This window comes from Acinetobacter sp. ANC 3781, from assembly GCF_004331285.1.
GTDB lineage: Bacteria > Pseudomonadota > Gammaproteobacteria > Pseudomonadales > Moraxellaceae > Acinetobacter.
Genome location: NZ_SJOH01000006.1, coordinates 96,613 through 120,175, shown reverse-complemented (window position 1 = coordinate 120,175; position 23,563 = coordinate 96,613). Strand labels below are relative to the sequence as shown.

General features: G+C 39.1%; 20 protein-coding genes. 15 read left to right on the top strand and 5 right to left on the bottom strand.

What is annotated here, in order from left to right; genetic code table 11:
- Positions 1-69: 69 nt before the first annotated feature.
- The gene (locus E0H89_RS06290) at positions 70-291 is read right to left on the bottom strand and encodes a hypothetical protein (protein ID WP_131215580.1); all 222 of its coding nucleotides are present in this window, start codon (positions 289-291) and stop codon (positions 70-72) included.
- 580 nt (positions 292-871) lie between these two features.
- On the opposite strand from E0H89_RS06290, the gene E0H89_RS06285 reads away from it, so the two are divergent.
- The 9 genes from E0H89_RS06285 to E0H89_RS06245 all read left to right on the top strand — a co-directional run bounded on the left by E0H89_RS06285 (position 872) and on the right by E0H89_RS06245 (position 10,797).
- A complete protein-coding gene (locus E0H89_RS06285) occupies positions 872-1,903 on the top strand; it encodes a CobW family GTP-binding protein (protein ID WP_131215578.1) in 1,032 nt (343 codons plus the stop codon).
- Positions 1,904-1,945: 42 nt separating this feature from the next.
- Complete coding sequence (locus E0H89_RS06280) at positions 1,946-2,476, top strand: YaeQ family protein (RefSeq protein WP_131215576.1); 531 nt, start codon at positions 1,946-1,948, stop codon at positions 2,474-2,476.
- Positions 2,477-2,561: 85 nt separating this feature from the next.
- Entirely contained in the window at positions 2,562-3,185 is a 624-nt protein-coding gene (locus tag E0H89_RS06275) for an MgtC/SapB family protein (protein ID WP_131215573.1), read from the top strand.
- An 88-nt stretch (positions 3,186-3,273) separates the two neighbouring features.
- Positions 3,274-3,612 (top strand): FKBP-type peptidyl-prolyl cis-trans isomerase, encoded by a 339-nt coding sequence (locus E0H89_RS06270; protein WP_131215571.1) that lies wholly within the window; start codon positions 3,274-3,276, stop codon positions 3,610-3,612.
- A gap of 128 nt (positions 3,613-3,740) precedes the next feature.
- Complete coding sequence (locus E0H89_RS06265) at positions 3,741-5,630, top strand: diguanylate cyclase (protein ID WP_131215569.1); 1,890 nt, start codon at positions 3,741-3,743, stop codon at positions 5,628-5,630.
- Between the two features lie 294 nt (positions 5,631-5,924).
- Entirely contained in the window at positions 5,925-7,916 is a 1,992-nt protein-coding gene (gene pgaB, locus E0H89_RS06260; RefSeq protein ID WP_131215567.1) for a poly-beta-1,6-N-acetyl-D-glucosamine N-deacetylase PgaB, read from the top strand.
- 11 nt (positions 7,917-7,927) lie between these two features.
- Positions 7,928-9,220: a poly-beta-1,6-N-acetyl-D-glucosamine synthase gene (gene pgaC, locus E0H89_RS06255; RefSeq protein WP_131215564.1), complete on the top strand. Its 1,293-nt coding sequence runs from the start codon at positions 7,928-7,930 to the stop codon at positions 9,218-9,220.
- Positions 9,210-9,623: a poly-beta-1,6-N-acetyl-D-glucosamine biosynthesis protein PgaD gene (pgaD, locus tag E0H89_RS06250; RefSeq protein ID WP_131215562.1), complete on the top strand. Its 414-nt coding sequence runs from the start codon at positions 9,210-9,212 to the stop codon at positions 9,621-9,623. Before pgaC ends, pgaD begins: the two co-directional genes overlap by 11 nt.
- Positions 9,624-10,314: 691 nt before the next feature.
- Entirely contained in the window at positions 10,315-10,797 is a 483-nt protein-coding gene (locus E0H89_RS06245; RefSeq protein WP_131215559.1) for a hypothetical protein, read from the top strand.
- Positions 10,798-11,107: 310 nt separating this feature from the next.
- On the opposite strand, the gene E0H89_RS06240 is transcribed toward E0H89_RS06245, so the two are convergent.
- Positions 11,108-11,893 (bottom strand): crotonase/enoyl-CoA hydratase family protein, encoded by a 786-nt coding sequence (locus tag E0H89_RS06240; protein WP_131215556.1) that lies wholly within the window; start codon positions 11,891-11,893, stop codon positions 11,108-11,110.
- A 219-nt stretch (positions 11,894-12,112) separates the two neighbouring features.
- On the opposite strand from E0H89_RS06240, the gene pnuC reads away from it, so the two are divergent.
- The 3 genes from pnuC to E0H89_RS06225 all read left to right on the top strand — a co-directional run bounded on the left by pnuC (position 12,113) and on the right by E0H89_RS06225 (position 13,632).
- Positions 12,113-12,697 (top strand): nicotinamide riboside transporter PnuC, encoded by a 585-nt coding sequence (gene pnuC / locus E0H89_RS06235; protein WP_131215553.1) that lies wholly within the window; start codon positions 12,113-12,115, stop codon positions 12,695-12,697.
- Between the two features lie 30 nt (positions 12,698-12,727).
- On the top strand, positions 12,728-13,000 hold the full coding sequence (locus E0H89_RS06230) for a hypothetical protein (protein WP_131215551.1): 273 nt from the start codon (positions 12,728-12,730) through the stop codon (positions 12,998-13,000).
- A 134-nt stretch (positions 13,001-13,134) separates the two neighbouring features.
- On the top strand, positions 13,135-13,632 hold the full coding sequence (locus tag E0H89_RS06225; protein ID WP_131215549.1) for a DUF2505 family protein: 498 nt from the start codon (positions 13,135-13,137) through the stop codon (positions 13,630-13,632).
- A 441-nt stretch (positions 13,633-14,073) separates the two neighbouring features.
- On the opposite strand, the gene E0H89_RS06220 is transcribed toward E0H89_RS06225, so the two are convergent.
- Both E0H89_RS06220 and E0H89_RS06215 read right to left on the bottom strand, forming a co-directional pair.
- Positions 14,074-15,414: an MFS transporter gene (locus tag E0H89_RS06220; protein ID WP_131215548.1), complete on the bottom strand. Its 1,341-nt coding sequence runs from the start codon at positions 15,412-15,414 to the stop codon at positions 14,074-14,076.
- 122 nt (positions 15,415-15,536) lie between these two features.
- Entirely contained in the window at positions 15,537-15,740 is a 204-nt protein-coding gene (locus E0H89_RS06215; RefSeq protein WP_131215546.1) for an amino acid transport protein, read from the bottom strand.
- Positions 15,741-15,963: 223 nt separating this feature from the next.
- Here E0H89_RS06215 and def point away from each other — a divergent pair, with 223 nt between their 5' ends.
- The 3 genes from def (at position 15,964) to E0H89_RS06200 (ending at position 19,522) form a co-directional block, all read left to right on the top strand.
- Positions 15,964-16,443, top strand: a complete 480-nt coding sequence (gene def / locus E0H89_RS06210) for a peptide deformylase (protein ID WP_131215544.1) — start codon at positions 15,964-15,966, stop codon at positions 16,441-16,443.
- Between the two features lie 434 nt (positions 16,444-16,877).
- On the top strand, positions 16,878-17,738 hold the full coding sequence (locus E0H89_RS06205) for a GGDEF domain-containing protein (RefSeq protein ID WP_165494026.1): 861 nt from the start codon (positions 16,878-16,880) through the stop codon (positions 17,736-17,738).
- A gap of 269 nt (positions 17,739-18,007) precedes the next feature.
- A complete protein-coding gene (locus E0H89_RS06200) occupies positions 18,008-19,522 on the top strand; it encodes an SIR2 family protein (protein WP_131215541.1) in 1,515 nt (504 codons plus the stop codon).
- 46 nt (positions 19,523-19,568) lie between these two features.
- Here the strand turns inward: E0H89_RS06200 and metH are convergent, their stop codons facing one another.
- Positions 19,569-23,261, bottom strand: a complete 3,693-nt coding sequence (gene metH / locus E0H89_RS06195) for a methionine synthase (RefSeq protein WP_131215539.1) — start codon at positions 23,259-23,261, stop codon at positions 19,569-19,571.
- Positions 23,262-23,563 lie beyond the last annotated feature (302 nt).

The following is a 23,563-nucleotide window of genomic DNA, read 5'->3' as shown; positions in this document are numbered from 1 at the left end:
GCTTTGATCTCTAAAATATTAACTTGAGCAAACAAGGTGGGGTAATAATTTAGAGATCGAGTTTTAAGGTTATTGTGCAGGTTTAGCCGGTGCTTCTTCTACAGCGACTTCTGAAGCAGGTTGAGCTGATGTAGGCTTGGCAGCAGCACTTTCAGAGCTTACAGTGTCCGGTTGTTCTTGAGTAGAGACAATCACTTTTTCTTCTTGAGGTTGTTTATCAGCACTAGCGGCAAAGGTGGTTGCAGCAGCAATGGTAAAAGTAGAAGCAAGTAATAGTTGAGTTAATTTCATTTTAGGCATCCTTTATTCTTTAAAAAAGTGATTAGATCCATATTTATCATCACATAAATATGGACAGGGCTCATGCTAAAGAGCCTAGGACAGGGGAGCAATCAAAGCAACAAAGTGAAACAGGTCGGTTAACATAAAAATCACAAGTAAGGATTTGCTGTACATTTACTGTAAAAATTACTTAAAAAGAGGCATAAAAAATGTATAGAGATATTTCTAGATCAGCTTTCTGAGAGTATGTTTTTACTTAAAATAAACAAACCACCAGAGAATGACGGTTTTTCATAAAATTGCTGAATAGATTAAATGTAAATAAATTTTTCAGATTACGATGGGGTTTTTGATCACTTTGCATTTGGAATGCAGTAAAAAGAGTGTGTTAATACTGAACTTAATTTAGATATTTAATTCATTTATATAAGTAAAATTTAATTATCCCGCTGTTTAATTTTTTAAATAAGATGAATACGTTGCCAGAGCGAAAGGAAAAAATTAAAGTGAAGTGTTATGCAATTCAGTTGTGTGAATTGCTCTTATCACAATGTGTATTAATTTTCCCTCCATGTATAGCGAGTAAGTTTTGAAACTGATTTCTCCCACAAAAGCTGTCCCTACGCATATCATTTCCGGATTTTTAGGTGCTGGAAAAACCACCTTGCTTCAACATTTACTCAGTCAAAAACCTGGAAATGAAGTTTGGGCAGTGCTCATGAACGAGTTTGGACAAATTGGGGTGGATCAGCAGTTATTACCGCAAACCCAAGGTTATGAAGTTAAAGAACTCTTAGGCGGCTGTCTCTGTTGCAGTAGTCAATTACCCATGCAAATCGCTTTATCACGGTTATTGTCAGAGAGCAAACCGGATCGCTTGTTTATCGAACCGACTGGTTTGGGACATCCTGCACAATTACTGGAACAGCTGACCGAACCGCATTGGCAGCAAAATATTGCGATGCGGGCCTTAGTCACGGTGGTGGATGGTTCGCGTTTGCATGATGCTGATTGGAGCAAGCAAAACCTGTATGCAGATCAGCTAAAAGCTGCCCAAATTCTTGTGGTATCCCATGCTGATATCATGGACGTTGCAGATCGCCAAGCTTTGGAAGTATTGAAGAAAGAATATCAGGCTTATCAGCAAACTTGGCTGATGAGTGGGCAAGCGCATATTACACTTGAACAAATTGATATCTTATATGTATGTACGGAACGTAAAATTCAGCCGCTGCTTAAAATTCAAAAAACATATACTGCAAGACAAATTTTGCCTGAAATTAAACAGTTGCCTTATCACTATGTCGAGACCACGCAAGGCTATAGTGTGGCGGGTTGGAAATTACCCAAACGTTGGCAATTCGATTTCTATCTTTTATTGGATTTGCTTTGTGAACAACAAGATTGGCTGCGTATTAAAGCAATTTTTAATACCAATCAGGGCTGGAAAGTCTTTAACTTCAATTCGGAGCAATTTAATTACCAGTCCTCAGAGGAGGGTATAGATAACCGTATTGAAATCATTGTACGAGATCAGCGTGATTGGCAATATTTTGAAGATCAATTATTACAATGTCAGCTGAATTTGGATGAAACGGATAAAACAACTCAGCAAAAGTAGTGCAAATCTTATATGCTAAGCGCCAAATTTGAGGACTCTTTTATGGCGCTTAAAGCAACAATTTATAAGGCTGATTTGAATATTGCCAATATGGATGATCATCAATATGCTGATTATCAACTAACTATGGCTCAACATCCATCGGAAACCATTGAGCGATTGATGGTGCGTATTTTGGCCTATGCGCGTTTTGCTGATGAAGCCCTAGAATTTACCAAAGATCTGTTTGAAACCGATGAACCAGCATTGTGGCAAAAAGACTTAACCGGTCAATTGGTCAAATGGATTGAAGTCGGTAGTCCCGATGAAGATAAAGTTAAAAAAGCCAGCGCACGTTGCAAGCAAGTCGCAGTGGTGACTTATGGGTCTTCAGTCGAAGAATGGTATAAACGCAATAGCAAATTAAAAACTTTAAGAAATGTTGAAGTGTGGAAATTGTCTACAGCAACAACAGATGCACTAGCACAATTATGCGCACGTACCATGCAATTACAACTCAACGTTATGGATGGTGAATGGACGCTGATTGGCGAGCATGCACAAGTCGTAGTTGAATGGGAACAGTTACAGTAAATATAAGCAGGATGCGGGTTTAGGCTTGCATTCTGATCTCAAAATTGCGTATACCTTAAAAGAATAACAATGAGAGGGGTGAATAGTGCAGCCTGATTTATATCGTTTGCTTATAGCCTTGGGTATTGGTGCCATTATCGGTGCTGAACGTGAGTATCGCAGTAAATCTGCCGGCCTTCGAACCATGATCATGGTCAGTCTCAGTTCCTGTTTGTTTACCATGCTGTCTTTAAAAATTGGTATTGATAGTCCTGATCGAATTGCAGCCAATATCCTGACGGGTTTAGGTTTTGTCGGGGCAGGGGTGATTTTTAAAGATGAGAACCGTATTTCCGGGATTACCACTGCCACCACAATCTGGATGACTGCTGCCTTGGGAATGGCGGCAGGCGCAGGTTATGAACTGCTAAGCCTGTTTGCAACCTTGATTGTGCTGATCGTTTTAATTTTTCTAATCTATGTTCAGGAGCGAATAGAAGCCCTGAGTCATGCCCGCACCTATCGAATTATTTGTCCTTATCAACACAAGACTTTAGATCAGTATGAAGATTTATTTAGGACTTACGAGATGAAGGTGGTTCGCAGTGTGCAACATAAAACTGAACATCGAATGAGTGGCCGCTGGATTTTAATCGGCTCCGCTGAAAATCATAAAAAACTGACCGCTTATTTACTCAACGATTCGAATATCCAAGAGCTGAGTTTTTAAATATTGAAACCTTAAATCATCAAGAAATCAATGTAATCCGGTTTATAATAGCCATTGAAAATTGAGTAATCCGATCAGGTAAATGACAATGACAAATGAATTACAAATTATTGATTTAAAAGTAGGTGAAGGTAAGGAAGCGGTTAAAGGGGCACTGATTACTACCCACTACACAGGCTGGCTGGAAGATGGTACCAAGTTTGATTCTTCTATTGACCGTGGCAGTTACTTTGAAACCGTGATTGGTACTGGTCGTGTGATTAAAGGCTGGGATCAAGGCATTATGGGCATGAATGTAGGTGGCAAGCGTAAATTACTTGTTCCTGCGCACTTGGCTTATGGTGAACGGAAAATGGGCAAAATCATTCCTGCAAACTCAAACCTAATTTTTGAAATTGAATTGTTTGACGTGAAAACCCGTGATTAAAATTTATTAATTTCCAATTAATAAATATCTTGCAAGATACAAGGATGAATCTTGCAGAATAGGTGAATAATTGTTTGAGTTTTCATTTTTTATAGCTACATTAGGTAATGGTTAAGCGTAATTTAAGGATGATTCGCTTTTTGGATAAGAACTATAATTTAATATATGTTTTGAAGTTTTTTATTATTGCATGGGTCTGCATATTCGCGTGTCAAAAATATGCATGGGCACAATATAATGCCGCGCCTGATTCTTATTACTTACAACAAAAATCACTCACTCCGTTTGAGTTTACTGAAACCAGTACCGTCCCCTTAAAAGGATCATGGGAGTATTATCCTCAACAGCTAATCGTTAAACCCAATGCAGTATTAAAATCTGAAACGGTAAGTTTACCGATTTCTTTTAAACAGCTGACGGGTACCAATAAAAACTACGGTACCTTTATTGGACATTTTAAAATACCGAAACAATATATTGGACGTCGTATTGCCATTTATATTCCCAACCAATATGGTGCTTACCGGATGTATTTAAATGGTGATTTCATACTACGTTTAGGGGAGGTGGGAAAAGATAAAATCAGTCACCGGACAGAAAATGTACCTAAAATAGCCTTTTTTGTCTTACAAAAAGAATATTTCACCCTGACCATTCAAGCATCCAATTTCAATACTCTGCATGGTGGTTTAGAAAATCCGATGCGAATTGGGCTAGGTACAACAATTTCTCGTCAGTTCCAGCAACTGATGATGAGTATTGGCCTGGTATGCGGTGCAGTATTAGGGATCGGTATCTTTACCCTGATGTTTTCAATTTTTCAAGGAAAAATCACGCGTAGCAGCATTAGAGTATTTGTGTTTGGTATTTTTATTTTGTTCCTTGCCTTACATAATTTATTTTCAGCACCTTATGCCTATACTACATTTACAAGTCTTAGCTGGATTTGGGGAGTACGATTAGAGTATCTGTTTACCTATTTTACAATCGCACTTTTTCTTACTTATATGTATTTGCTCAATTGGCGTTATATACATCCAATTGTTTATTTTGTCGCAATGTCGATATTTGTCGTTGATATTATTATCACCCTATTTACTGAACCGGAAATTTTTGAGTATTTAATATTTTATAGTTTTTTATTTAGTCCGGTGGTGCTATTAAATTTTGCTTACGGTTTTTATCGAACGGTGAAATTAAAAGAAAAATATTCGACGATTAACTTCTGGGCCGTAATTTTATTATGTACCACTTTTTTGCATGACTTTTTACTGACCCTTAATTTAATTGATTCATTTAACCTGTCTTTTATTTCAACCAGTTTTTATGCCTTGCTGATTATGTTTCAGCAATCCAAAAATTATGCAAAACATACTCAGTATATTGAGCAACTCAACAATAATTTACTCGAGCTGAATAGTTCTCTAGATCAGAAAGTACAAGAGCGCACTTTGCAATTAAATCAGCTCAATCAACAGCTAGAGTTACAAATTCAAATTGATGCATTAACAGGCGCATTTAACCGCCGTGCTTTAAATGCTGAAATTCAGCGTTTATTTACCCTGACAAAAAATCACACCAATCATACTTTGGCATTTGCCATGTTAGATGTAGATTTTTTTAAAAATTATAATGATTTCTATGGGCATTTGAAGGGCGACGTGGTCTTGCAGGATTTGGTTAAGATTATACAGCGTGCCTTGCCAGCTTCAGCTTATGTGGCACGTTATGGTGGAGAAGAGTTTGCAATTATTCTGCATAATGTTCCCAGTGAGGTGGTGTTAAATGTATTGCAACAGGTTTTAAATGCAGTAAGACAAGCAGGTTTAGAACATTTAAATAGGCCTGACCAAAAGCCATATGTGACCTTAAGTATGGGAGTATCCTGGATGGACCAAAATCATCCGTATGCCGATATTCACGAACTGATGAAAGCAGCGGATGTTCAGCTCTATGCTGCAAAGAACGCAGGTCGAGATCAGTACCAAGCATTTCGTTCCTGGCGTCAGAAGCGTTAATGAGAGCAACAGGTATATTGTTTAATCGGACTGCATTCATATTTTAAAGTCATGTTCTTATCAATCTAAGTGGTTTATTTAAATTTAATCGCATGACTAAAAAACAGGCATGCTATTGTGTTTTTTAAAGGTTTATTTTTTTATTACGCTATTATTTTTTAAGATTCATTTCAGTTTAGTGGGATAAAAAGCATGCTGAACTACTGAATGTCACACATCATAAAAAGGAAAGCACCCTAGGGATAGGCGATGGATGGTGTTCAGAGAATAAAATGATTTTTTGAGCACCCTTTAATGAAACCTCGCTTGCTTGCAACTTTGCTTTCCACCTCTCTTTCTGCAGTTCTATTGCAGATTCCCCATTTAGCCTGGAGTCAAACGCCAGTGCATAATCCAACCCTAACGGTGATTGGTTATCATGAAATTATCAACACTAAAAGTGCACTTATTCCTGAATATGCAGTAAGTACGACCCAATTTCAGCAACATATTGATTGGCTGAAAAAAAACGGTTTTCACTTTATTAATGTTGATCAGCTTATCCAGGCTCATCAAGGGAAATATAGCTTGCCTACAAAACCGGTTTTATTAACGGTAGATGATGGTTATGCATCTTTTTATCAAAATGCCTATCCAATTCTTAAAGCCAATAAAATTCCTGTGGTTTTGGCAGTGGTCGGTTCGTGGTTAGAGCCGAAGAAAGAGAAAAATATAGATTTTTCAGGTGAGCAGATTCAACGTAAAGAAATGCTGTCCTGGGCAGAATTGAGAGAGATGCAAGACAGTGGTTTAGTGGAAATTGCCAGTCACAGTTATAATTTACATCGCGGTATTTTAGGTAATCCACAAGGTAATCTGGAACCTGCGGCTGTCACACGCCTATATGATCCAAAGTCTGCAAGCTATGAAGATGATAGCCATTATCAGCAGCGTATATCCAATGATTTAAAACAGAATAACCAATTGCTGATAGCCCATGGTTTGAAATCACCACGGGTCATGGTCTGGCCTTATGGTCACTACAATATGCAGCTCGTAAAGGTTGCCAAACAGTTGGGTATGCCTATTGCGATTAGTCTGGATGATGGTGCAGATTCGGCTAAAAGTTCACTGGGTCAGCTCAATCGTATTTTGATTGAAGGCAATATGACCACAGCGGATTTAGCACGAGAAATTCAAAGTCGACAGCAGCATTTGGGCGACAATAATCGTCCGCAAAAAATTATGCATATCGATTTAGATTACATTTACGACAAAGATCCGATTCAGCAAGAACGTAATCTCGACCACTTGCTTGACCGGATTATGGCGATGAAAGTGAATACCGTGTATTTACAGGCCTTTTCCGATCCTGATGCCAATGGCTCAGCGGATATGGTGTATTTCCCCAATCATTATTTGCCAATGCGCGCAGACCTGTTTAACCGTGTCGCCTGGCAAATTCAGACCCGTACTCAAGTGGGGCGAGTATATGCCTGGATGCCATTATTGGCTTGGGAACTACCTAAAAATAATCCTGTGTCCCAAGATCTGGTTGAAACCCAGCAAGCCGTTGATACAGAACATCTGAATATGGGCTATCGTCGATTAAGCCCCTTTTCACCGGAGGCGCGCAAAACCATTAGCGGGATTTATCAGGACTTAGCCAAGTCTGTGCCTTTTAACGGTATTTTATTCCATGACGATACCACTTTATCGGACTATGAAGATGCCAGTCCTAAAGCCTTAAAAGCTTATGCAGCTATTGGTTTGCCGACCGATTTAGCCAAAATTCGTAGCAATGATGCAGATCTGCAAAAATGGACCGCTTATAAAACCAAATATATTGATGACTTTGCCATGCAACTGGCACAACAAGTACGTCAGTATCAACCCTTTTTACTCACCGCACGTAATTTATATGCGCAAGTTGCACTTAAACCTTATGCGGAAAACTGGTACTCACAGTCTTTAGAACAATCCATCAACCGTTACGATTTTACAGCCATTATGGCGATGCCGTATATGGAGCAAGCACCCAATAGCGATGCTTTTTATCGAGATATTGTCCATCGCGTGAAGCAATTTCCAAAGGGAATCAAAAAAACCGTCTTTGAATTGCAGGCAGTGAACTGGCTAACCAATCAAAAAGTTCCATCAGATGAGATGGCGCAGACTATTCAATCTTTATATGAACAAGGTGCAATGCACGTGGCTTACTATCCAGATGATCCGATTCAAGATCATCCCGATACACAAGTGTTACGCAAAGCCTTTGATTTGAAATCAAGCAAACTTGTTCCTTAAAGGAATTTTATATGTCAACGCTCCAGCACTTTTGGCATTCTGCTTTGCACTTTGTCTTTTATTATCCCTTGTTTATGTCGTATTTATGGATGATTGGTGCACTGATTTTCTATTGGAAAGAACGACAAGATCCACCGTATCAACAACCGAAGCCACTGGCTGCTTATCCCAAAGTGGCAGTGCTCGTGCCTTGCTTTAATGAAGGTGATAACGCTGAAGAAACTTTAAGTCATGCTTTGTCACTGGATTATCCAAACTTTGAAGTCATTGCGATTAATGATGGGAGCACGGATAACACCGCAGACGTCTTAAACCGTTTGGCTGGACAGTATGAAAAGCTGCGTGTGGTGCATTTGGCACACAATCAAGGCAAAGCCATGGCTTTACAGGCGGGAAGCCTGTTGACCGAGGCTGAATATTTGATTGGCATCGATGGGGATGCCTTGCTCGATCCGCATGCAGCAACCTGGATGCTTCGTCATTTTCTGAAAGATGAAACGGTCGCTGCTGTTACGGGTAATCCACGGATTCGTACCCGTTCCACTTTAATTGGTCGTATTCAGGTCGGAGAGTTTTCTTCTATCGTAGGGATGATCAAACGTGCACAACGTAGTTTTGGACGACTGTTTACGGTTTCTGGTGTAATTACTGCATTTCGTAAAAGTGCAGTGCATGAAGTCGGTTATTGGTCACCTGACATGCTGACCGAAGATATTGATATTACCTGGAAGCTGCAACGGGCAGGCTGGAATATCCACTTTGAACCGAATGCCCTGGTATGGATTTTAATGCCTGAAACCTTTAATGGTTTGTGGAAACAGCGCCTGCGTTGGGCTATGGGCGGGGCACAAGTGCTGATAAAAAACATGGATGTACTGTTTAAACCAAAGCTGAATTTTTTATGGCCCTTGCTGTTTGAGCTCATCCTGACACTGGTCTGGTCTTATTTAATGCTGTTTATGGCGATTCTCTGGTTAATACATTTTGTTGTTCCGTTTGGAATTAATGGGCTGAGTTCTCCATTTCTGCCTTACGGAACCGGTATGTTATTAGGTGCGACCTGTTTGCTTCAGTTTGCTTTAAGTAAATGGATGGACAGTCGTTATGAACCCGGACTCGGCAAAAATTACTTCTGGATGATCTGGTATCCATTTGTCTTCTGGTTGATTACGCTGTCTGCCAGTATTGTGGCATTTCCAAAAGTTTTATTCCGTAGTGATGGCAAGCGTGCACGCTGGGTCAGTCCAGACCGCGGTATGCGTAATTCAACAGTCAATAATAAGAGTATCCTCAATGAAAAATAATTCTTTAATTATTGATGTGCGCCGTTTGTTGCCCTGGCATAAACGCTATGCCTCCAATACCTCTACAGCAATGATGTGGGCAGTATGGCTATTGTTGTGGCGTCCATTATTAATTGTGATGGGTGTGGTGAGTCTGCAAAAACAGCATGTGATTCATAAACTTTTTTCAGCTTTTGGTTTAGGGGTTGAACATGGGGTTAGTGCATTATTGGCATGTGTGGTCGGATTATTATTGTGGTCAAATTTTGTTCCTTCCAAAGTTGTCAAGAAAACTCCAGCCAAAAAAATGTCAGATTATGTGGATCATTTTGATTTACCTGTTCAGGACATTAAGCAGGGGCGTCTACAAAAAGTCAGTGTGGTTCATCATGATGATCACGGTAAAATCATTCGAATCGAATAATGAACAGGGTTTTCAGTTAAGTGTTTTTAAAATCCCGAGTAAAAATCATACCCGGGATTTTTTCATTTAATTGATATTATTTTACGGATGAAATAAAAAGATAACGACAATCCCGCACATAGTAAAAACAGTTCAAGAATTAAATGTGAATCTAGAGCTTCCTGATTGAACCATGTTGCCCGTAGCGTAGCCAGTAGAGGCATCATGATTGTAATCAGCATCAGGGTGGTCGAATTGACTTTGCTCAGCAGTTGATAATAAACAATTATCACCACTACTGAGAAAAATAAAGCGCTATAGATCAGCGTAATATGGGTGTGTAATGAGAGTAGCTATGATGGTAGATGTGGCCAGAAAAAAGGCAATAAACAACAGAGGCTATAATCTGTTCGGATAGTGATGAGGAAAAATAATTTTTACTGGAGGCAGGATTGATTGGATTTTCCTTATTTCAGGCAAGAAAAAAAGTCATCCCATGCAAAAAATAGACGTCATGAAGTGGCCTTGATGACTTGAATGTCCAAAGTAAACCAGAGCACAAGCAGATATGCAGAATATGGAACGGCTAGCATGAAGAGAAACTCTCTACATAAATTTTTTTATTGCATAATATTTTAAAAATTGTATGATTTTTACTCAATTTGTTTTATAAACATAAAGATAACAATTATTTACTCGTGAGAGTGTCGCTATGATAAAAATACTCGTGGGGTTGTGTCTTTTCATTGTGCTTATAGGGCTTTGGAAAGTCGTTCTTAAATTTCAGATCAATCAACATTTTCAACAATTCAAAATCAAGCATTTAGCGGATTTAGATAAACAAGCAGTGACATCAACCAAGCCATTATCTGCCCACGAAGTACGTATTGAGGAAGTGGAGGAATACGAACAACAGTTATTTGATGATGTCTGCCAAATATTTTTTGAACGCGAATTGGCCGAACGAAATTTGAGTCAGGCAATCGTAGTTCAAGAAGAGGTATTAAAAAAAATGCCAGCCAAAACGCATAGCCAAATTCGCAAGCTTGATTTAGATGAATGGTCTATTTACTGGACTTTCTACGATCAGTCTTTGGAATATTATGTTGGACGTTATGGGGTGTTTTATACCTATGTCGACCGTTTTGGGGATGAGCATAAATTTGAAATGAAAGATGCACTTAGCCACGTTTGATTAAAGGATGGATTCAAATGTCAAATATTTTAGATCAATGAGAAAAGGCTATATGCTTTACGGGCGGGAATAGAATAGGTCATCATTGAGGCGATACCTTAAAATCGCTCCTTTATAATCGGCCAGACTGTGTTGATTAAAATTTTGACTTTATTAAAAAGCCTCATGACTAAACAACCTTTGACTCCCATACTAAAAAACTGCGCGGCATGTTCATAAAACTGTTCAAAATGTCGGGGTTCGGGCGTAGGGTTCAGATGTAGCATAGCAAAATCTTTTTTATGGAGTTTGGATGGTTCATTTTTATAAATCATTGACCTTTAAATTCGGGTGTACGTCGTTGCAGCATCGCCATGACACCTTCCTGTGCATCCTGGGTATTTAACAGGGGGGTAAGGTGCTGTTGTAAATGAGAAAATGCAGTTTCTGCACCATGTTCGGCAGCCTCTTTAGCAGAAGCAAGCGTGGCTTGTACTGCCAGTGGTGCAGCTTGGGCAATACGTTCCGCCAGTTCAATCGCTCGGTTAAGAGGCATTTCAGTGGTGATTTCATTGATCAGGTTTAAGTTCAGTGCCGTTTGGGCATCAAACGTATCTCCAGTAAGCAAGTAGCGCATGGCTTTAGACCAGCCCGCTGCCTGTACAAAACGCACCGTTGCACCGCCGAAAGGTAAAATACCACGTTGCACTTCCATTTGTGCAAACTGGCTATTGTCCTGAGCAATCACAAGATCGGCATTTAGCATCAGCTCGATCCCTGCGGTGTAACAAAAGCCCTGTACTGCAACAATGATCGGCTTTTTTCGCTGACGGCCGCTGGTTCCCCATGGGTTGATCTGATGCTCATTGTAGTTAAATATGCCGCTACTCAGCCTGGGTTGTAATTCAACCAAATCCAGACCCGCAGTAAAGTGATCGCCATGAGCAAAGATCACAGCGCAGCGTAATTCGGCATGATCTTCATATTCGGTTAAGGCCAAGGATAAATCATGAATCAGATGGCTATCAAAGGCATTTCTTTTGGTGATTCGGTCGAGTCCAATCAAGAACAGCGACCCGCGAATTTCCCGGCTGACTTTTCCATGTTGTTGTGACATTTTTATTCTTCTACTTCGATCGTTGTTTATATTTTTAAAGGGTCTTTAGAAAACTGTCAAATCTGGGTATTTAATTTCAGTCTCTATTGAAGTGATCGCCTAGAGTTCGAAACAGCTGTGGCATCGGTCAGATTGAAGGACTGAATTGATATAATTTATCTTGCGTTCAGCGTTATTTTTTTCATAATAGCAGCACACTTTGCCTGTCTGTTTGTTGCTATGTCACCTTTAGAAATTGTTGCTGTCATTATTAGTCTTATTGGTGTGACATTAACCATTAAACGCAATATGTGGTGTTGGTGGTTCAACTTCGCAGCCTTTGTTTTATATGCCTACCTGTTTTATGAATTTAAGCTGTATGGTGAAACCATCCTGCAGTTCTTTTTTATGGTGGTAAACTTTTATGGTTTTTATCACTGGTTGAAAGGCAAACAGCAAGATCATGAAATTCGGATAGAACCGATTGCGCGTAGAATAGTGATTCTACAAATGTCACTTGCAGCATTGGGTGGCTTGATTTTTGGTTTAACTTTAAAACACTTTACCGACGCAGCTGTACCGATGCTAGACTCACAATTGGCAGCGTTTAGTTTACTGGCCACCTATTGGACCAGTCGTAAACATATTGCCACTTGGGTTTTGTGGGTTTTTGTCGATATCATTTATGTGGGTATGTTTATTTATAAAGATTTATTCCTGACCGCGGGATTATATGCCGCCTTTGTCGGCTTGGCGGCTTTTGGCTGGTGGCAGTGGGAACAAGTGAAAAAGAAACAGGCAATCACTCATTTTAAGGGTGTATAAATCTTTTATGGCGCACTTGGATTGACAGCTATGCTGATTGATTTTATGCAACATCAATTGACGCAATTTGATGAAATGGCATCTCGGATTCTAGCTGCGCCTGCTGACTATATTAACTTCGATTCAGTCTCTGATTTTTATAAGGCTGAATGGTTGAATCATTTTCCCAAAGGCAGCACCTGGGCAGCTACAGGCCTGGATGATGGTGCCGAGCAATTCTATGCAATCATTGAATATAGAAACCATTTCCTCAGTATTTCCTGTTCTGAGCAAATTGAAATACGCTGTGGCATATATGATTAATAGTTTGTTATGGGCGGTCAATGACAGTGTCACTAAAATTCAATTAAATAAACAGCGACCAAAGGCACTAGCTTAGTGATGATTGAATGGTTTATAAGTATTCAAAATAACCAATAAAAAATAAGGATAGAAAGATGGCACATCGTTTTACTGTGAACTCCACAATTCAGGGCGTTTCAATTGACGACTTTAAAAGACTTGCAGCAGATACAGCTTTGCACGAAGCCGTGTGCAGACGTATTCCAGGTGAAAAATTAGAAATTATTGAATCTAGGATTCAGGGCGGTACCTATACTTTGCGCCGTGCATATAATTTAGATGTGAATATTCCGGAGATCGCAAAAAAACTGCTCAAAGATGCTTTCCGTTTGAAGCGTACCGATATCACTAATTTGGAAGCTTTAACATCGACCATAGAATTGGGTGCAAATCTACCTTTAGAAGCAAATTGTGAACGTTCAGTAACTGGGGACGACCAGCAAATTCACCTCACATTAAACTGGCAGGTAAAAGTCAAAGTTCCTTTGATTGCCGGTATGCTAGAAAAACATGCGGAAGGTGAAATTCGTAAGTTCAGTGATTTGGAGATTCAGATTGTTGAAGATGAATTAAAGAAAAACCTCTCTGCTTAATGATAAAAAAGCTTTTTAATAAATTAATGCCAGTTTTTTAAGAAATTGACTGGCATTTTTTATTTTGAATTCAATATGTTATTTGATACATGAAAATGTCATTCATAACTTGAGCAAGAACAAAGCCATGCTTTGTTTACAGTACAAGGCAAAACTAAATTTAAAAAATACAGTTTTTGCAATTTTTCTTAATTTAAGCAGTAGACGGGTTTTGCGATGAAAAAATACTATTCTTACGCACGCAAAATATATATTTGGGCTAATCATTATTGTTAAGGAAAAACACTATTCCGCAAAACAAGCAAAAACTTCAAATTTTTGACTTAAAATAATAATCTGCAGTGAATAAACCAAAAGTTAAGGAGTTTATTTTAAAAACTCCCTAACTGATCAGCACTATTTTAATCAAGGGCTTTTCTTTTATTGGTCTTTTATTAATGATTAATCTTGCACTGGATTGTGCGGTGTAGAAACTGCAGAGGCTACGACGTCCATTTTTTCAAATTTAGCTCTATACAGCATCGCGGTAAAGAACGAGACCACACATACCACCCAAATGTAATACATTGCGCCAATGTTGCTATACAGGCTTAACCATTGCACCAATGGCAAAGTAATACCGCCAGCTATGGCATAGGCCACATTATAGGAAAATGAAATACCCGAGAAGCGGATTTGAGCCGGGAACATTTTCACCATACTGTAAGACACCATGCCCACAGTTCCTGAAAATAATCCAAGCAACATGTAAAGCATAAACACGGTGGATGGAGCGACATGTCCGAGGCTGTTATAGAAAACACCCGCAATGATCGCGACAGCAAGTGAGCCGAATAAAATCACTTTGCCTGCGCCAAAACGGTCAGCTAAAAGTCCTGCCAGAATACAACCCAACATTTGCATGACAATTGCGGCACTTTGCATTTTAAAGGCATCGGCGCGTTCAAAACCAAAAGCACCGACCAATAAGTTATGCATGGCTAAAATCAGTACCACTACGCAAGCAGTTAGGAACCAGGTAAACAACATTCCAATCACCACCGCGGTTTTATGTTCTGCTAAAACCTGTTTTACCGGCATTTCTTTGGAAAGTTCTTTACGCGCCTGCATGGCTTTAAATACGGGCGTTTCTTTTAAATAGCTACGCAAATAAAGTGCGACTAAACCAAAAATACCACCTGCAATAAAGGGAACACGCCATGCCCAGTCATGAATTTGTGTTTCTGAAAACTTGATAGAAATAAACAAGGACATCAAGGCGCCGAGTAAAATCCCTAAAGATAAGCCTGCGGTGAGTAGGCCGTTAGCAAAACCAATTTTTCTTGCGGGGACATGCTCGGATACGAAAGTCCAGGCCGCAGGAATTTCTCCACCAATGGCAATGCCTTGTACTACGCGCATCAGCAATAATAATAAGGGCGCGGCATATCCGATACTTTCAAAGGTCGGCATTACACCAATCATTAAGGTCGGGAGTGCCATCAGTAAAATGGACAGGCTGAATAAGCGTTTACGTCCAATCAAATCACCAAAATGAGCCATGACGACGCCACCAAGAGGGCGGAAGAAGTAACCTGCGGCAAAAATACCGTAAGTATTCAGCATAGCCCAAAAAGGACTTAAGCCACTCGGGAAAAACAGCTCTGAGATAATTTTGGCGTAAAAGACATAAATGACGAAGTCGTAGAATTCAAGTGCGCCACCGAGTGAGGAAAGTCCAAGGGTGCGTTTATCTTCACTGCTTAGACGTGCAGCTGCTTCCGTGCTGGTTATATGGGTCATTGGCGCTACAAATGATGATAAAGTTTTGATTTTAATCAATTGCTATTGATATAAAAAATCAATCTTTCTTTTAGGTATGACAACTTAAATTTATGAATAGTCCTTCATGATCTGTCTAGATATTATAGTTTTACGAAGTAAGGCAAAATTGAGAGGATGATGCCGATCAGGGTGAGCATCGTAGTATTTTCCACAAAATAAGGGAAGATCATCAGGACTAAGCCACATACCAAGGGCACAGTGACTTTTTGCTTTTTTCCATACAGAAAATAGCCTAAGCCAATAGAACTAAACAGGACGCCGAGAAGAAGTTGGGTTGTGGTCATTATTTTATATTTATAAAAGATTTAGCCTGATTATAACCAGCTAAAATTAAAATGGGCTTAATTTTTTGCTTATATACAGCTCGCCCTGGTTTGCAGAAAAGGTGAAATAAAAGTATCCAAAAACAGAATATGAAAGTCTGCTTTTTGACGCTAAGATTTATACAAAATTTGTGGTTTAAAATAATATAGAGTTGAGCTTTATAGCAAAGTCAGGATTAAATTTATGAGCACCATTTTACCTGTTGCACAGCGTGGTGAAATCATTTTGACCTTAACAGCGGCTACAGTTGCAAAGTCGGAGCTGAATAGTGACTGGTTAAATCAACTTGCTGAAGCCATGCATACCACCATGATGCAGCGCAATGGTGTGGGTATTGCAGCCCCTCAAGTTTATGTCTCGAAACGGGTGATTATTGTCGCTTCACGCTCTAACCTACGTTATCCCGATGCGCCTGAAATGGATGCGGTGGTGATGGTAAACCCTGAAATTTTAGAAAAATCTGAGTTACTGGTTCTAGGTGAAGAGGGCTGTTTAAGTGTTCCAGATGAGCGTGGGCAAGTGGCACGAGCAGAAACGATTAAAGTGCGTTATCTAACATTGCAAGGTCAAAAAATAGAAATGATCTATACCGGTTTCCCTGCAAGAATTGTGCAGCATGAAGTGGATCATTTAGATGGGGTGTTGTTTACTCAGCGGATATAATTCTTCATTGTTTAATTTTTGTGCTATAAAGATAAAGTAATAAAAATTTATAAATTATAAATATAGTAATTAAGTATATGAACTTGTTTAGAAAAATATATACATTGATTTTTCATTATTGGGGCAGATTTAGATTTCACCTACTCGAATCAGATAATTTAATTATTAACTGGCCTGATTTTGATAAAGGAGTATTGCTTCTGGTTTTCGGTGCATTTTGCCAAGTCAGTGCAATTAAATGGTATCTGGTGAGCTATTTCTCAGCAGAAAATGCTGTCTGGATTAATACGGACTTTTTTTTCATCCGTATGCTTACCGTGTTTATTACTTTATTGTTTTTCATGTTGTTGGTAGTACTGAGTTTCAGATATAAGCGGAATAAAAGATTCCGTAAATTTATTTCTCATTTTTCACCGATATTTTTTGGTGGCACTATGATTTATGCAGGCTATACCGTGGGTATTTACAGCCCTGCTACCATTGCCGGATTTGTTAATATCGTTCTGATTGGCTTGGTCTTTTATTCACGACTCATCATTTATAGTATTGCGATTCCTGCTCTTATATTTACCATTATTGTTTGTTATTTAACTTTTAATGGGATGATTCGTTACGCGCCTGTGTTTAGTGATGCACTTACTCATGGGGAGTTCTATCATAATGAATTCTGGATCGGAAGTATGGCGGAAGTCTATCTGCCGATCTTGCTGGTTTCGATTTTGTTTTTTGAAATTTTGCTTTCGCAATGGCGTCGACGTGAAAGAAATATTAAAAGAATGAGCCAGACCGATGTCTTGACCAATGTATTTAATCGTCGTCATGTTGGTGAACAGCTCACCGCTTTAGAACGTAAGAAAAAAACAGCGTATGCGGTAATTTTACTGGATTTGGATCATTTTAAAAAAATTAATGACCAATATGGCCATGAAGTTGGAGATATGGTTTTGCAACGCGTTGCTGCAATTTTATGTGCTACTACACGGGAGCAGGATATCGTGGGGCGTTTTGGTGGTGAAGAATTTATTTTGATTTTAAAAGAGCAAAATTTACAGCAAGCCATAGAGATTGCAGAACGTTGTCGTAAAATAATTGAACAGGAAGAAATTCAGCTAGAAACAGAAGAGATTTTAAAAATAAGTGCAAGTTTTGGTGTAGCACTCTCTCAAAGCCATTTAAATAAAGAACAGACCATTCGTTTGGCCGATCGGGCCTTATATTTGGCTAAACGGCAGGGCAGAAATCAGGTGAGAAATTACCTAGAGTTAGTGAGTAATACGCCTTTATCTATCTATTGATTTCTATTGATTTGAAATAGTTGTTTTAGTATGTTTAAACACCAATAGTTATGAATTTAGGAGATAAATTTATTGCCCTATTATTATTGAAAGTGCCTGAGATTGCAGAGTTAAAATGTAAAAAAATGGAGGGTTTGGGGAAGGGGGATTGGAAAAGAGCCGATTTAGAGCGATAAAGGTAATCAATAGGAAGCTACTAAATTATGGTAGTTATATTTTTTTAGTGGTATAAAACAGAAATACTTTAGAATTGATTAATGTAAAAAACTATGGACATTTTTGATTTTATTAATAAATATGAAAATCATCCAGTACTTTTCCTTGGTACTGGCTTTAGTTTGCGCTATTTGAAGAATTCCTATTCTTGGGAAAATTTATTAAAAGCCATTGCTTTCGAAATTAAAGGTGATAATGAATATTTTCATGATCTAAAAGGTCAAGTTTACGACAGGAAAACTGATAAATATGACTTTATGAAGTTAGCCAGCCTTCTTCAAAAAGAGTTCAACAAAGTAGCATCTACTACTGAAAATCGAAATGGTAAATTTAAAGACATTAATGATGAATACTACAAAAAGGCAGATGAAGGAATATCATCAGATAAGTTTAAGATATATATTTCTTACCTTTTAAAAGACTTAAAACTTAAAGAAGCTAAGGAAGAAGAGATTGAGATTATAAAACAATTGTCTAAAAATATTTCTTCAATTATTACAACTAACTATGATCAGTTAATCGAACATATTACGCAGTTTGATGCATTAGTTGGAAATAATATTCTATTAAGTAATCCTTATGGTTCTGTTTATAAAATTCATGGATCTATTGAAGAACCCGAAGGATTAGTTTTTACAACAGAAGATTATGATGACTTTGATGATCGTTATGATTTAATACGCGCACAGTTAATCTCAATATTTGTACATAACCCTATAATTTTTATTGGTTATAGTGTGAATGATATTAATATTAAGAAAATTTTGAGTACTATTTATAAATATGTGCAGCTTAATTCACGAGAAGCAGATCGAATTAGAAATAATTTTTTGCTGGTTGAATATACCGAAGGATCAGACTCTTTAGATGTACTTGATCATGATATTGATGTAGATGGTAATACAATAAGAATCAATAAAATTAAAACTGATAATTACATAGATATATATAAGGCTATCGAAGGTCTGAGCCTACCAGTGACAGCATATCAAGTAAAGAGAGTGCTAGATACTGTGAAAGAGATCACATCAGGTGGCTCAATTAAAGTAAGTATCGCTGAAGACATTGATGATCTCAAAAATTCAGAGAAAATATTAGCTATTTCGCCAGTTACAAAGACTAAAATTGAATATACCTACAAGGAGCCTTCACAATTAATTGAAGACTATTTTGATATATTACATAAGAAAGATGAATCATTAATTAAGTTAATTGATGATATGAAAATCTCTAAATCGCATTGGTTTCCAATATATGGATTTTCATCGATTTATAATGGTTTATCGAAATTGACTGTATTACAACAGCAACAAGATAGAAAAATTGAAGAGCTGCTCAGATCAATTAACTGTACGAAATATTTAACTCTAGGTTTTGCAACGATAGAAGATGTTTTAAAGACAGACATCGTGGCTGAAAGCTATAAGATTGAATGTATTTTTTGCTTAATATATAACGATAAAATTACACTTGATGATTTAGAGCACTATTTACAATCTTTCAATTCAAACCGTGAATTAAATTTTAAAAAGCTATTATGTCTATATGACCAAAAAAAATATAAATAAAAAAAATCCCCTCACTTAGAGGGGATTTTTTTACATCTTAAAAATCTTAAATCTCAATCGAATCATCTAGGTTTGGCATTAACCAACGCTTCGCTTCATCCATTGACCAGCCTTTACGCTCTGCATAACTATCCAACTGATCCTGTGCAATCTTACCAACATTAAAGTATTCAGATTGTGGATTGCTGTAATAGAAACCGCTGACACTTGAAGGTGGCCACATTGCAAAGCTTGATGTCAATTCGGTACCAATTGCATTGGTTGAATCTAACCAGCTAAACAAGGTCGCTTTTTCAGAATGTTCTGGGCAGGCAGGGTAACCCGGTGCAGGACGAATCCCGACATACTTCTCTTTAATCAGCTCATCATTCGACAACTGTTCAGACGCTTGATAACCCCAGAACTCTTTACGAATACGCTCATGCAAATGCTCGGCAAACGCTTCTGCAAAACGGTCACCTAAAGACTGTGCCAAAATTGCAGAATAATCATCCCCTTTGGCTTTATATTCATGTGCCAATTCTTCCGCACCAAAAATTGATACCGTGAAACCACCCAAGTAGTCTTCTAGCTTGGTATCTTCAGGGGCAATGAAATCTGCTAATGAGAAGTTCGGTTTACCTGAAACTTTGTCTGACTGCTGACGGGTATGCTCAAACTTATGCGTTGCAGTTTGATTTTCATCATAAATCGAAACGGTATCTGCACCGGTACGTTTTGCAGGAGCAAGACTAAACACCGCACGTGCATCAAAACGCTTGTTCTCTACAATATCTTTCAACATGATTTGCGCTTGTTCATACAAATCTGTTGCCGCTTCACCCACCACTTCATCTGTCAAAATTGCAGGGAACTTGCCTGCCAAACTCCAAGAGATAAAGAAGGGTGTCCAGTCAAAATATGGCACTAGAGTTTCAAGCGGATAATTTTTTAGAACTTGCTGACCAAGAACATTTGGCTTAGGCGGCACATAGTTCGTCCAGTCAATTTTCACGCCATTGGCAATTGAAGCGGCATAAGTCAGTTTTGCTGCTTTTGGTTGCTTGTTGGCAATACGCTCACGTACCTTGGCATATTCTTCATGATAACCTTTAATAAACTCAGGTTTCATTTCAGGTGAAAGCAGGGAAGTTGCAACTCCGACTGCACGTGAAGCATCTGCTACATAAATCACTGCATCATTTGAATATTGCGGGTCAATCTTCACTGCTGTATGTGCTTTAGACGTCGTCGCACCACCAATCATTAACGGAACGTGGAAACCTTTACGCTGCATTTCTTTGGCGACAAATACCATTTCATCCAGTGAAGGTGTAATCAAACCAGATAAACCAATAATATCGACTTTTTCATCAATCGCGGTTTGCAGGATTTTTTCCGCAGACACCATCACGCCAAGGTCAACAATGTCGTAACCGTTACAGCCCAGTACCACGCCGACAATATTTTTACCAATATCGTGCACGTCGCCTTTAACGGTCGCCATCAGGATTTTCCCTTTGGCCTGACCTTCAGTTTTTTCCGCTTCAATGTACGGATTCAACCAGGCCACGGCTTGTTTCATTACACGTGCAGATTTCACCACTTGTGGCAGGAACATTTTACCTGCACCAAACAAGTCACCCACAACGTTCATGCCCGACATCAACGGACCTTCAATTACATCTAAAGGACGAGCAGCTTTTAAGCGCGCTTCTTCAGTGTCGATATCAATATAAGCGGTAATACCTTTAACCAAAGCATATTCAAGACGCTTTTCAACAGACTGTTCACGCCATTCCAGGTTTTCAGCTTCGCGTTGCGCACCGCCTTTACCACGATATTGTTCCGCGATTTCAAGTAATTTCTCAGTAGCATCCTGACCGCTTTCGCCTTGGTTTTGGTTCAGTACCACATTTTCAACCGCAGCTTTTAATTCAGCAGGAATGTCATCATAAATCGCCAGCTGACCCGCATTCACGATCCCCATGGTCATGCCTTGTTGAATGGCATGATAAAGGAACACGGCATGAATGGCCTCACGAACCGGTTCATTCCCCCGGAAAGAGAACGATACGTTAGATACGCCACCAGAAATCATGGCATGTGGAAGATTTTGCTTAATCCAGCCGGTTGCTTCAATGAAATCGACCGCGTAGTTGTTGTGTTCTTCAATACCTGTTGCAATCGCAAATACGTTCGGGTCAAAAATAATGTCCTCAGCAGGGAAGCCGACATCATTTACCAACACATCATAAGAACGTTTACAGATTTCACGTTTACGCGCAGCCGTGTCAGCCTGACCATCTTCATCAAATGCCATGACAATAACTGCTGCACCATACTGACGGCACAGGCGTGCTTTATGTACGAACTCCTCATAACCTTCTTTTAGGGAAATGGAGTTCACTACTGCTTTACCTTGTACGCATTTCAAGCCGGCTTCAATAATTTCCCATTTCGATGAGTCAATCATCAGCGGCACACGGGAAATATCCGGTTCAGAGGCAATCAGATTCAGGAATTTAACCATCGCTCCCTGTGAATCCAGCATGCCTTCATCCATGTTGATGTCGACAATCTGCGCACCGCCTTGTACTTGATCCAAGGCAACTTCCAAAGCTTCGGTATAGTTTTCTTCACGAATCAAACGCGCGAATTTTTTTGAACCGGTCACGTTGGTACGTTCACCCACGTTGACGAACAAAGAATTTTCATCAATGTTAAATGGCTCTAAACCACTTAAACGACAGGCTGGTTTAATCTCAGGAATCTGACGCGGCGCAATGTCTTTTACAGCATTGTAGATGGCACGGATATGATCGGGAGTTGTACCACAGCAACCACCGGTAATATTGATTAAGCCACTTTCTGCAAATTCTTTCAGGAACGCTGCAGTTTCTTCAGGGGTCTCATCATAACCACCGAAAGCATTCGGCAAGCCTGCATTGGGATGGGCTGAAACAAAAGTGTTGGCAATGTCAGATACGGTTTTGACGTGCGGACGCATGGCATCTGCACCCAAGGCACAGTTAAAGCCGATTGATAACAAGTCGCCATGACGAACCGAGTTCCAGAATGCTTCTGCAGTTTGACCGGTTAAAGTACGGCCTGAAGCATCGGTGATGGTGCCCGAAATCATCAACGGCAATTCATAACCCAACTGATTGAATACTTCTTTCACTGCAAAAATTGCTGCTTTACAGTTTAGTGTATCAAACACTGTTTCAATCAACAGAATATCCGCACCGCCTTCAATCAGGGCGTGAGCTGCTTCAATATAGTTTTCTTTGAGTTCATCAAATGTAATGTTACGAAATGCCGGGTCATTTACATTCGGTGAGATCGAACAGGTACGAGATGTAGGACCAAGTACACCGGCTACAAAACGGGGTTTGTCTGGCGTTGAATATTTTTCACAAGCTGCTTTGGCAACACGCGCTGCTTCAAAGTTAATTTCATGCACCAAATCTTCCATGTGATAGTCAGACATAGAAACACGTGTGCCGTTAAAGCTGTTGGTTTCAATGATGTCTGCACCGGCATCTAGGTAGGCTTCATGAATGCCTTGAATAATCTGGGGTTGAGTCAGGACTAAAAGGTCATTGTTACCTTTGAGGTCAGATGCCCAGTCAGCAAAACGCTCACCCCGATAATCCGCTTCTTCTAGTTTATGGCGTTGAATCATGGTACCCATAGCGCCGTCAATAATCAGGATGCGTTTGGCGAGAAGCTCTTTCAGGGTGGCAAGCGTGGACATAAATAACCCCAATCCGATGGAATACAAAATGGGCATCATTTTAGCAGAATTACACTGCCTTTGAGGAATATTCAGCCGACATCGTGAGACACAGCTTAAAATAAGCCCATTAGTGCCGAATTTTTCATCGAATTGAAATATCAGCAGGCTATGATCGGCTACAGATAACGACAAGCTGGGTAATTTGATTATTAGAAATATCTTGTCTAAAGGTATTCATGCATTTTGAAATATTGAGGCACAAACTATTTTTAGCTTTAAATAATGCAAATTGATGGATTTAAAACAGTTCGGCTCATCAA

What these genes read in the sequence shown, in the direction of transcription:
- E0H89_RS06205 (WP_165494026.1), top strand. Translation starts at nt 16,878, where the DNA reads ATGATTTATGCAGGCTATACCGTGGGTATTTACAGCCCTGCTACCATT.
- E0H89_RS06240 (WP_131215556.1), bottom strand. Translation starts at nt 11,893, where the DNA reads ATGTCACAACAACATGGAAAAGTCAGCCGGGAAATTCGCGGGTCGCTG.
- E0H89_RS06280 (WP_131215576.1), top strand. Translation starts at nt 1,946, where the DNA reads ATGGCGCTTAAAGCAACAATTTATAAGGCTGATTTGAATATTGCCAAT.
- pgaD (WP_131215562.1), top strand. Translation starts at nt 9,210, where the DNA reads ATGAAAAATAATTCTTTAATTATTGATGTGCGCCGTTTGTTGCCCTGG.
- E0H89_RS06225 (WP_131215549.1), top strand. Translation starts at nt 13,135, where the DNA reads ATGGCACATCGTTTTACTGTGAACTCCACAATTCAGGGCGTTTCAATT.
- E0H89_RS06230 (WP_131215551.1), top strand. Translation starts at nt 12,728, where the DNA reads ATGCTGATTGATTTTATGCAACATCAATTGACGCAATTTGATGAAATG.
- metH (WP_131215539.1), bottom strand. Translation starts at nt 23,261, where the DNA reads ATGTCCACGCTTGCCACCCTGAAAGAGCTTCTCGCCAAACGCATCCTG.
- E0H89_RS06220 (WP_131215548.1), bottom strand. Translation starts at nt 15,414, where the DNA reads ATGACCCATATAACCAGCACGGAAGCAGCTGCACGTCTAAGCAGTGAA.
- E0H89_RS06245 (WP_131215559.1), top strand. Translation starts at nt 10,315, where the DNA reads ATGATAAAAATACTCGTGGGGTTGTGTCTTTTCATTGTGCTTATAGGG.
- E0H89_RS06215 (WP_131215546.1), bottom strand. Translation starts at nt 15,740, where the DNA reads ATGACCACAACCCAACTTCTTCTCGGCGTCCTGTTTAGTTCTATTGGC.
- E0H89_RS06200 (WP_131215541.1), top strand. Translation starts at nt 18,008, where the DNA reads ATGGACATTTTTGATTTTATTAATAAATATGAAAATCATCCAGTACTT.
- def (WP_131215544.1), top strand. Translation starts at nt 15,964, where the DNA reads ATGAGCACCATTTTACCTGTTGCACAGCGTGGTGAAATCATTTTGACC.
- pnuC (WP_131215553.1), top strand. Translation starts at nt 12,113, where the DNA reads ATGTCACCTTTAGAAATTGTTGCTGTCATTATTAGTCTTATTGGTGTG.
- pgaB (WP_131215567.1), top strand. Translation starts at nt 5,925, where the DNA reads ATGAAACCTCGCTTGCTTGCAACTTTGCTTTCCACCTCTCTTTCTGCA.
- E0H89_RS06265 (WP_131215569.1), top strand. Translation starts at nt 3,741, where the DNA reads ATGATTCGCTTTTTGGATAAGAACTATAATTTAATATATGTTTTGAAG.
- E0H89_RS06270 (WP_131215571.1), top strand. Translation starts at nt 3,274, where the DNA reads ATGACAAATGAATTACAAATTATTGATTTAAAAGTAGGTGAAGGTAAG.
- E0H89_RS06290 (WP_131215580.1), bottom strand. Translation starts at nt 291, where the DNA reads ATGAAATTAACTCAACTATTACTTGCTTCTACTTTTACCATTGCTGCT.
- pgaC (WP_131215564.1), top strand. Translation starts at nt 7,928, where the DNA reads ATGTCAACGCTCCAGCACTTTTGGCATTCTGCTTTGCACTTTGTCTTT.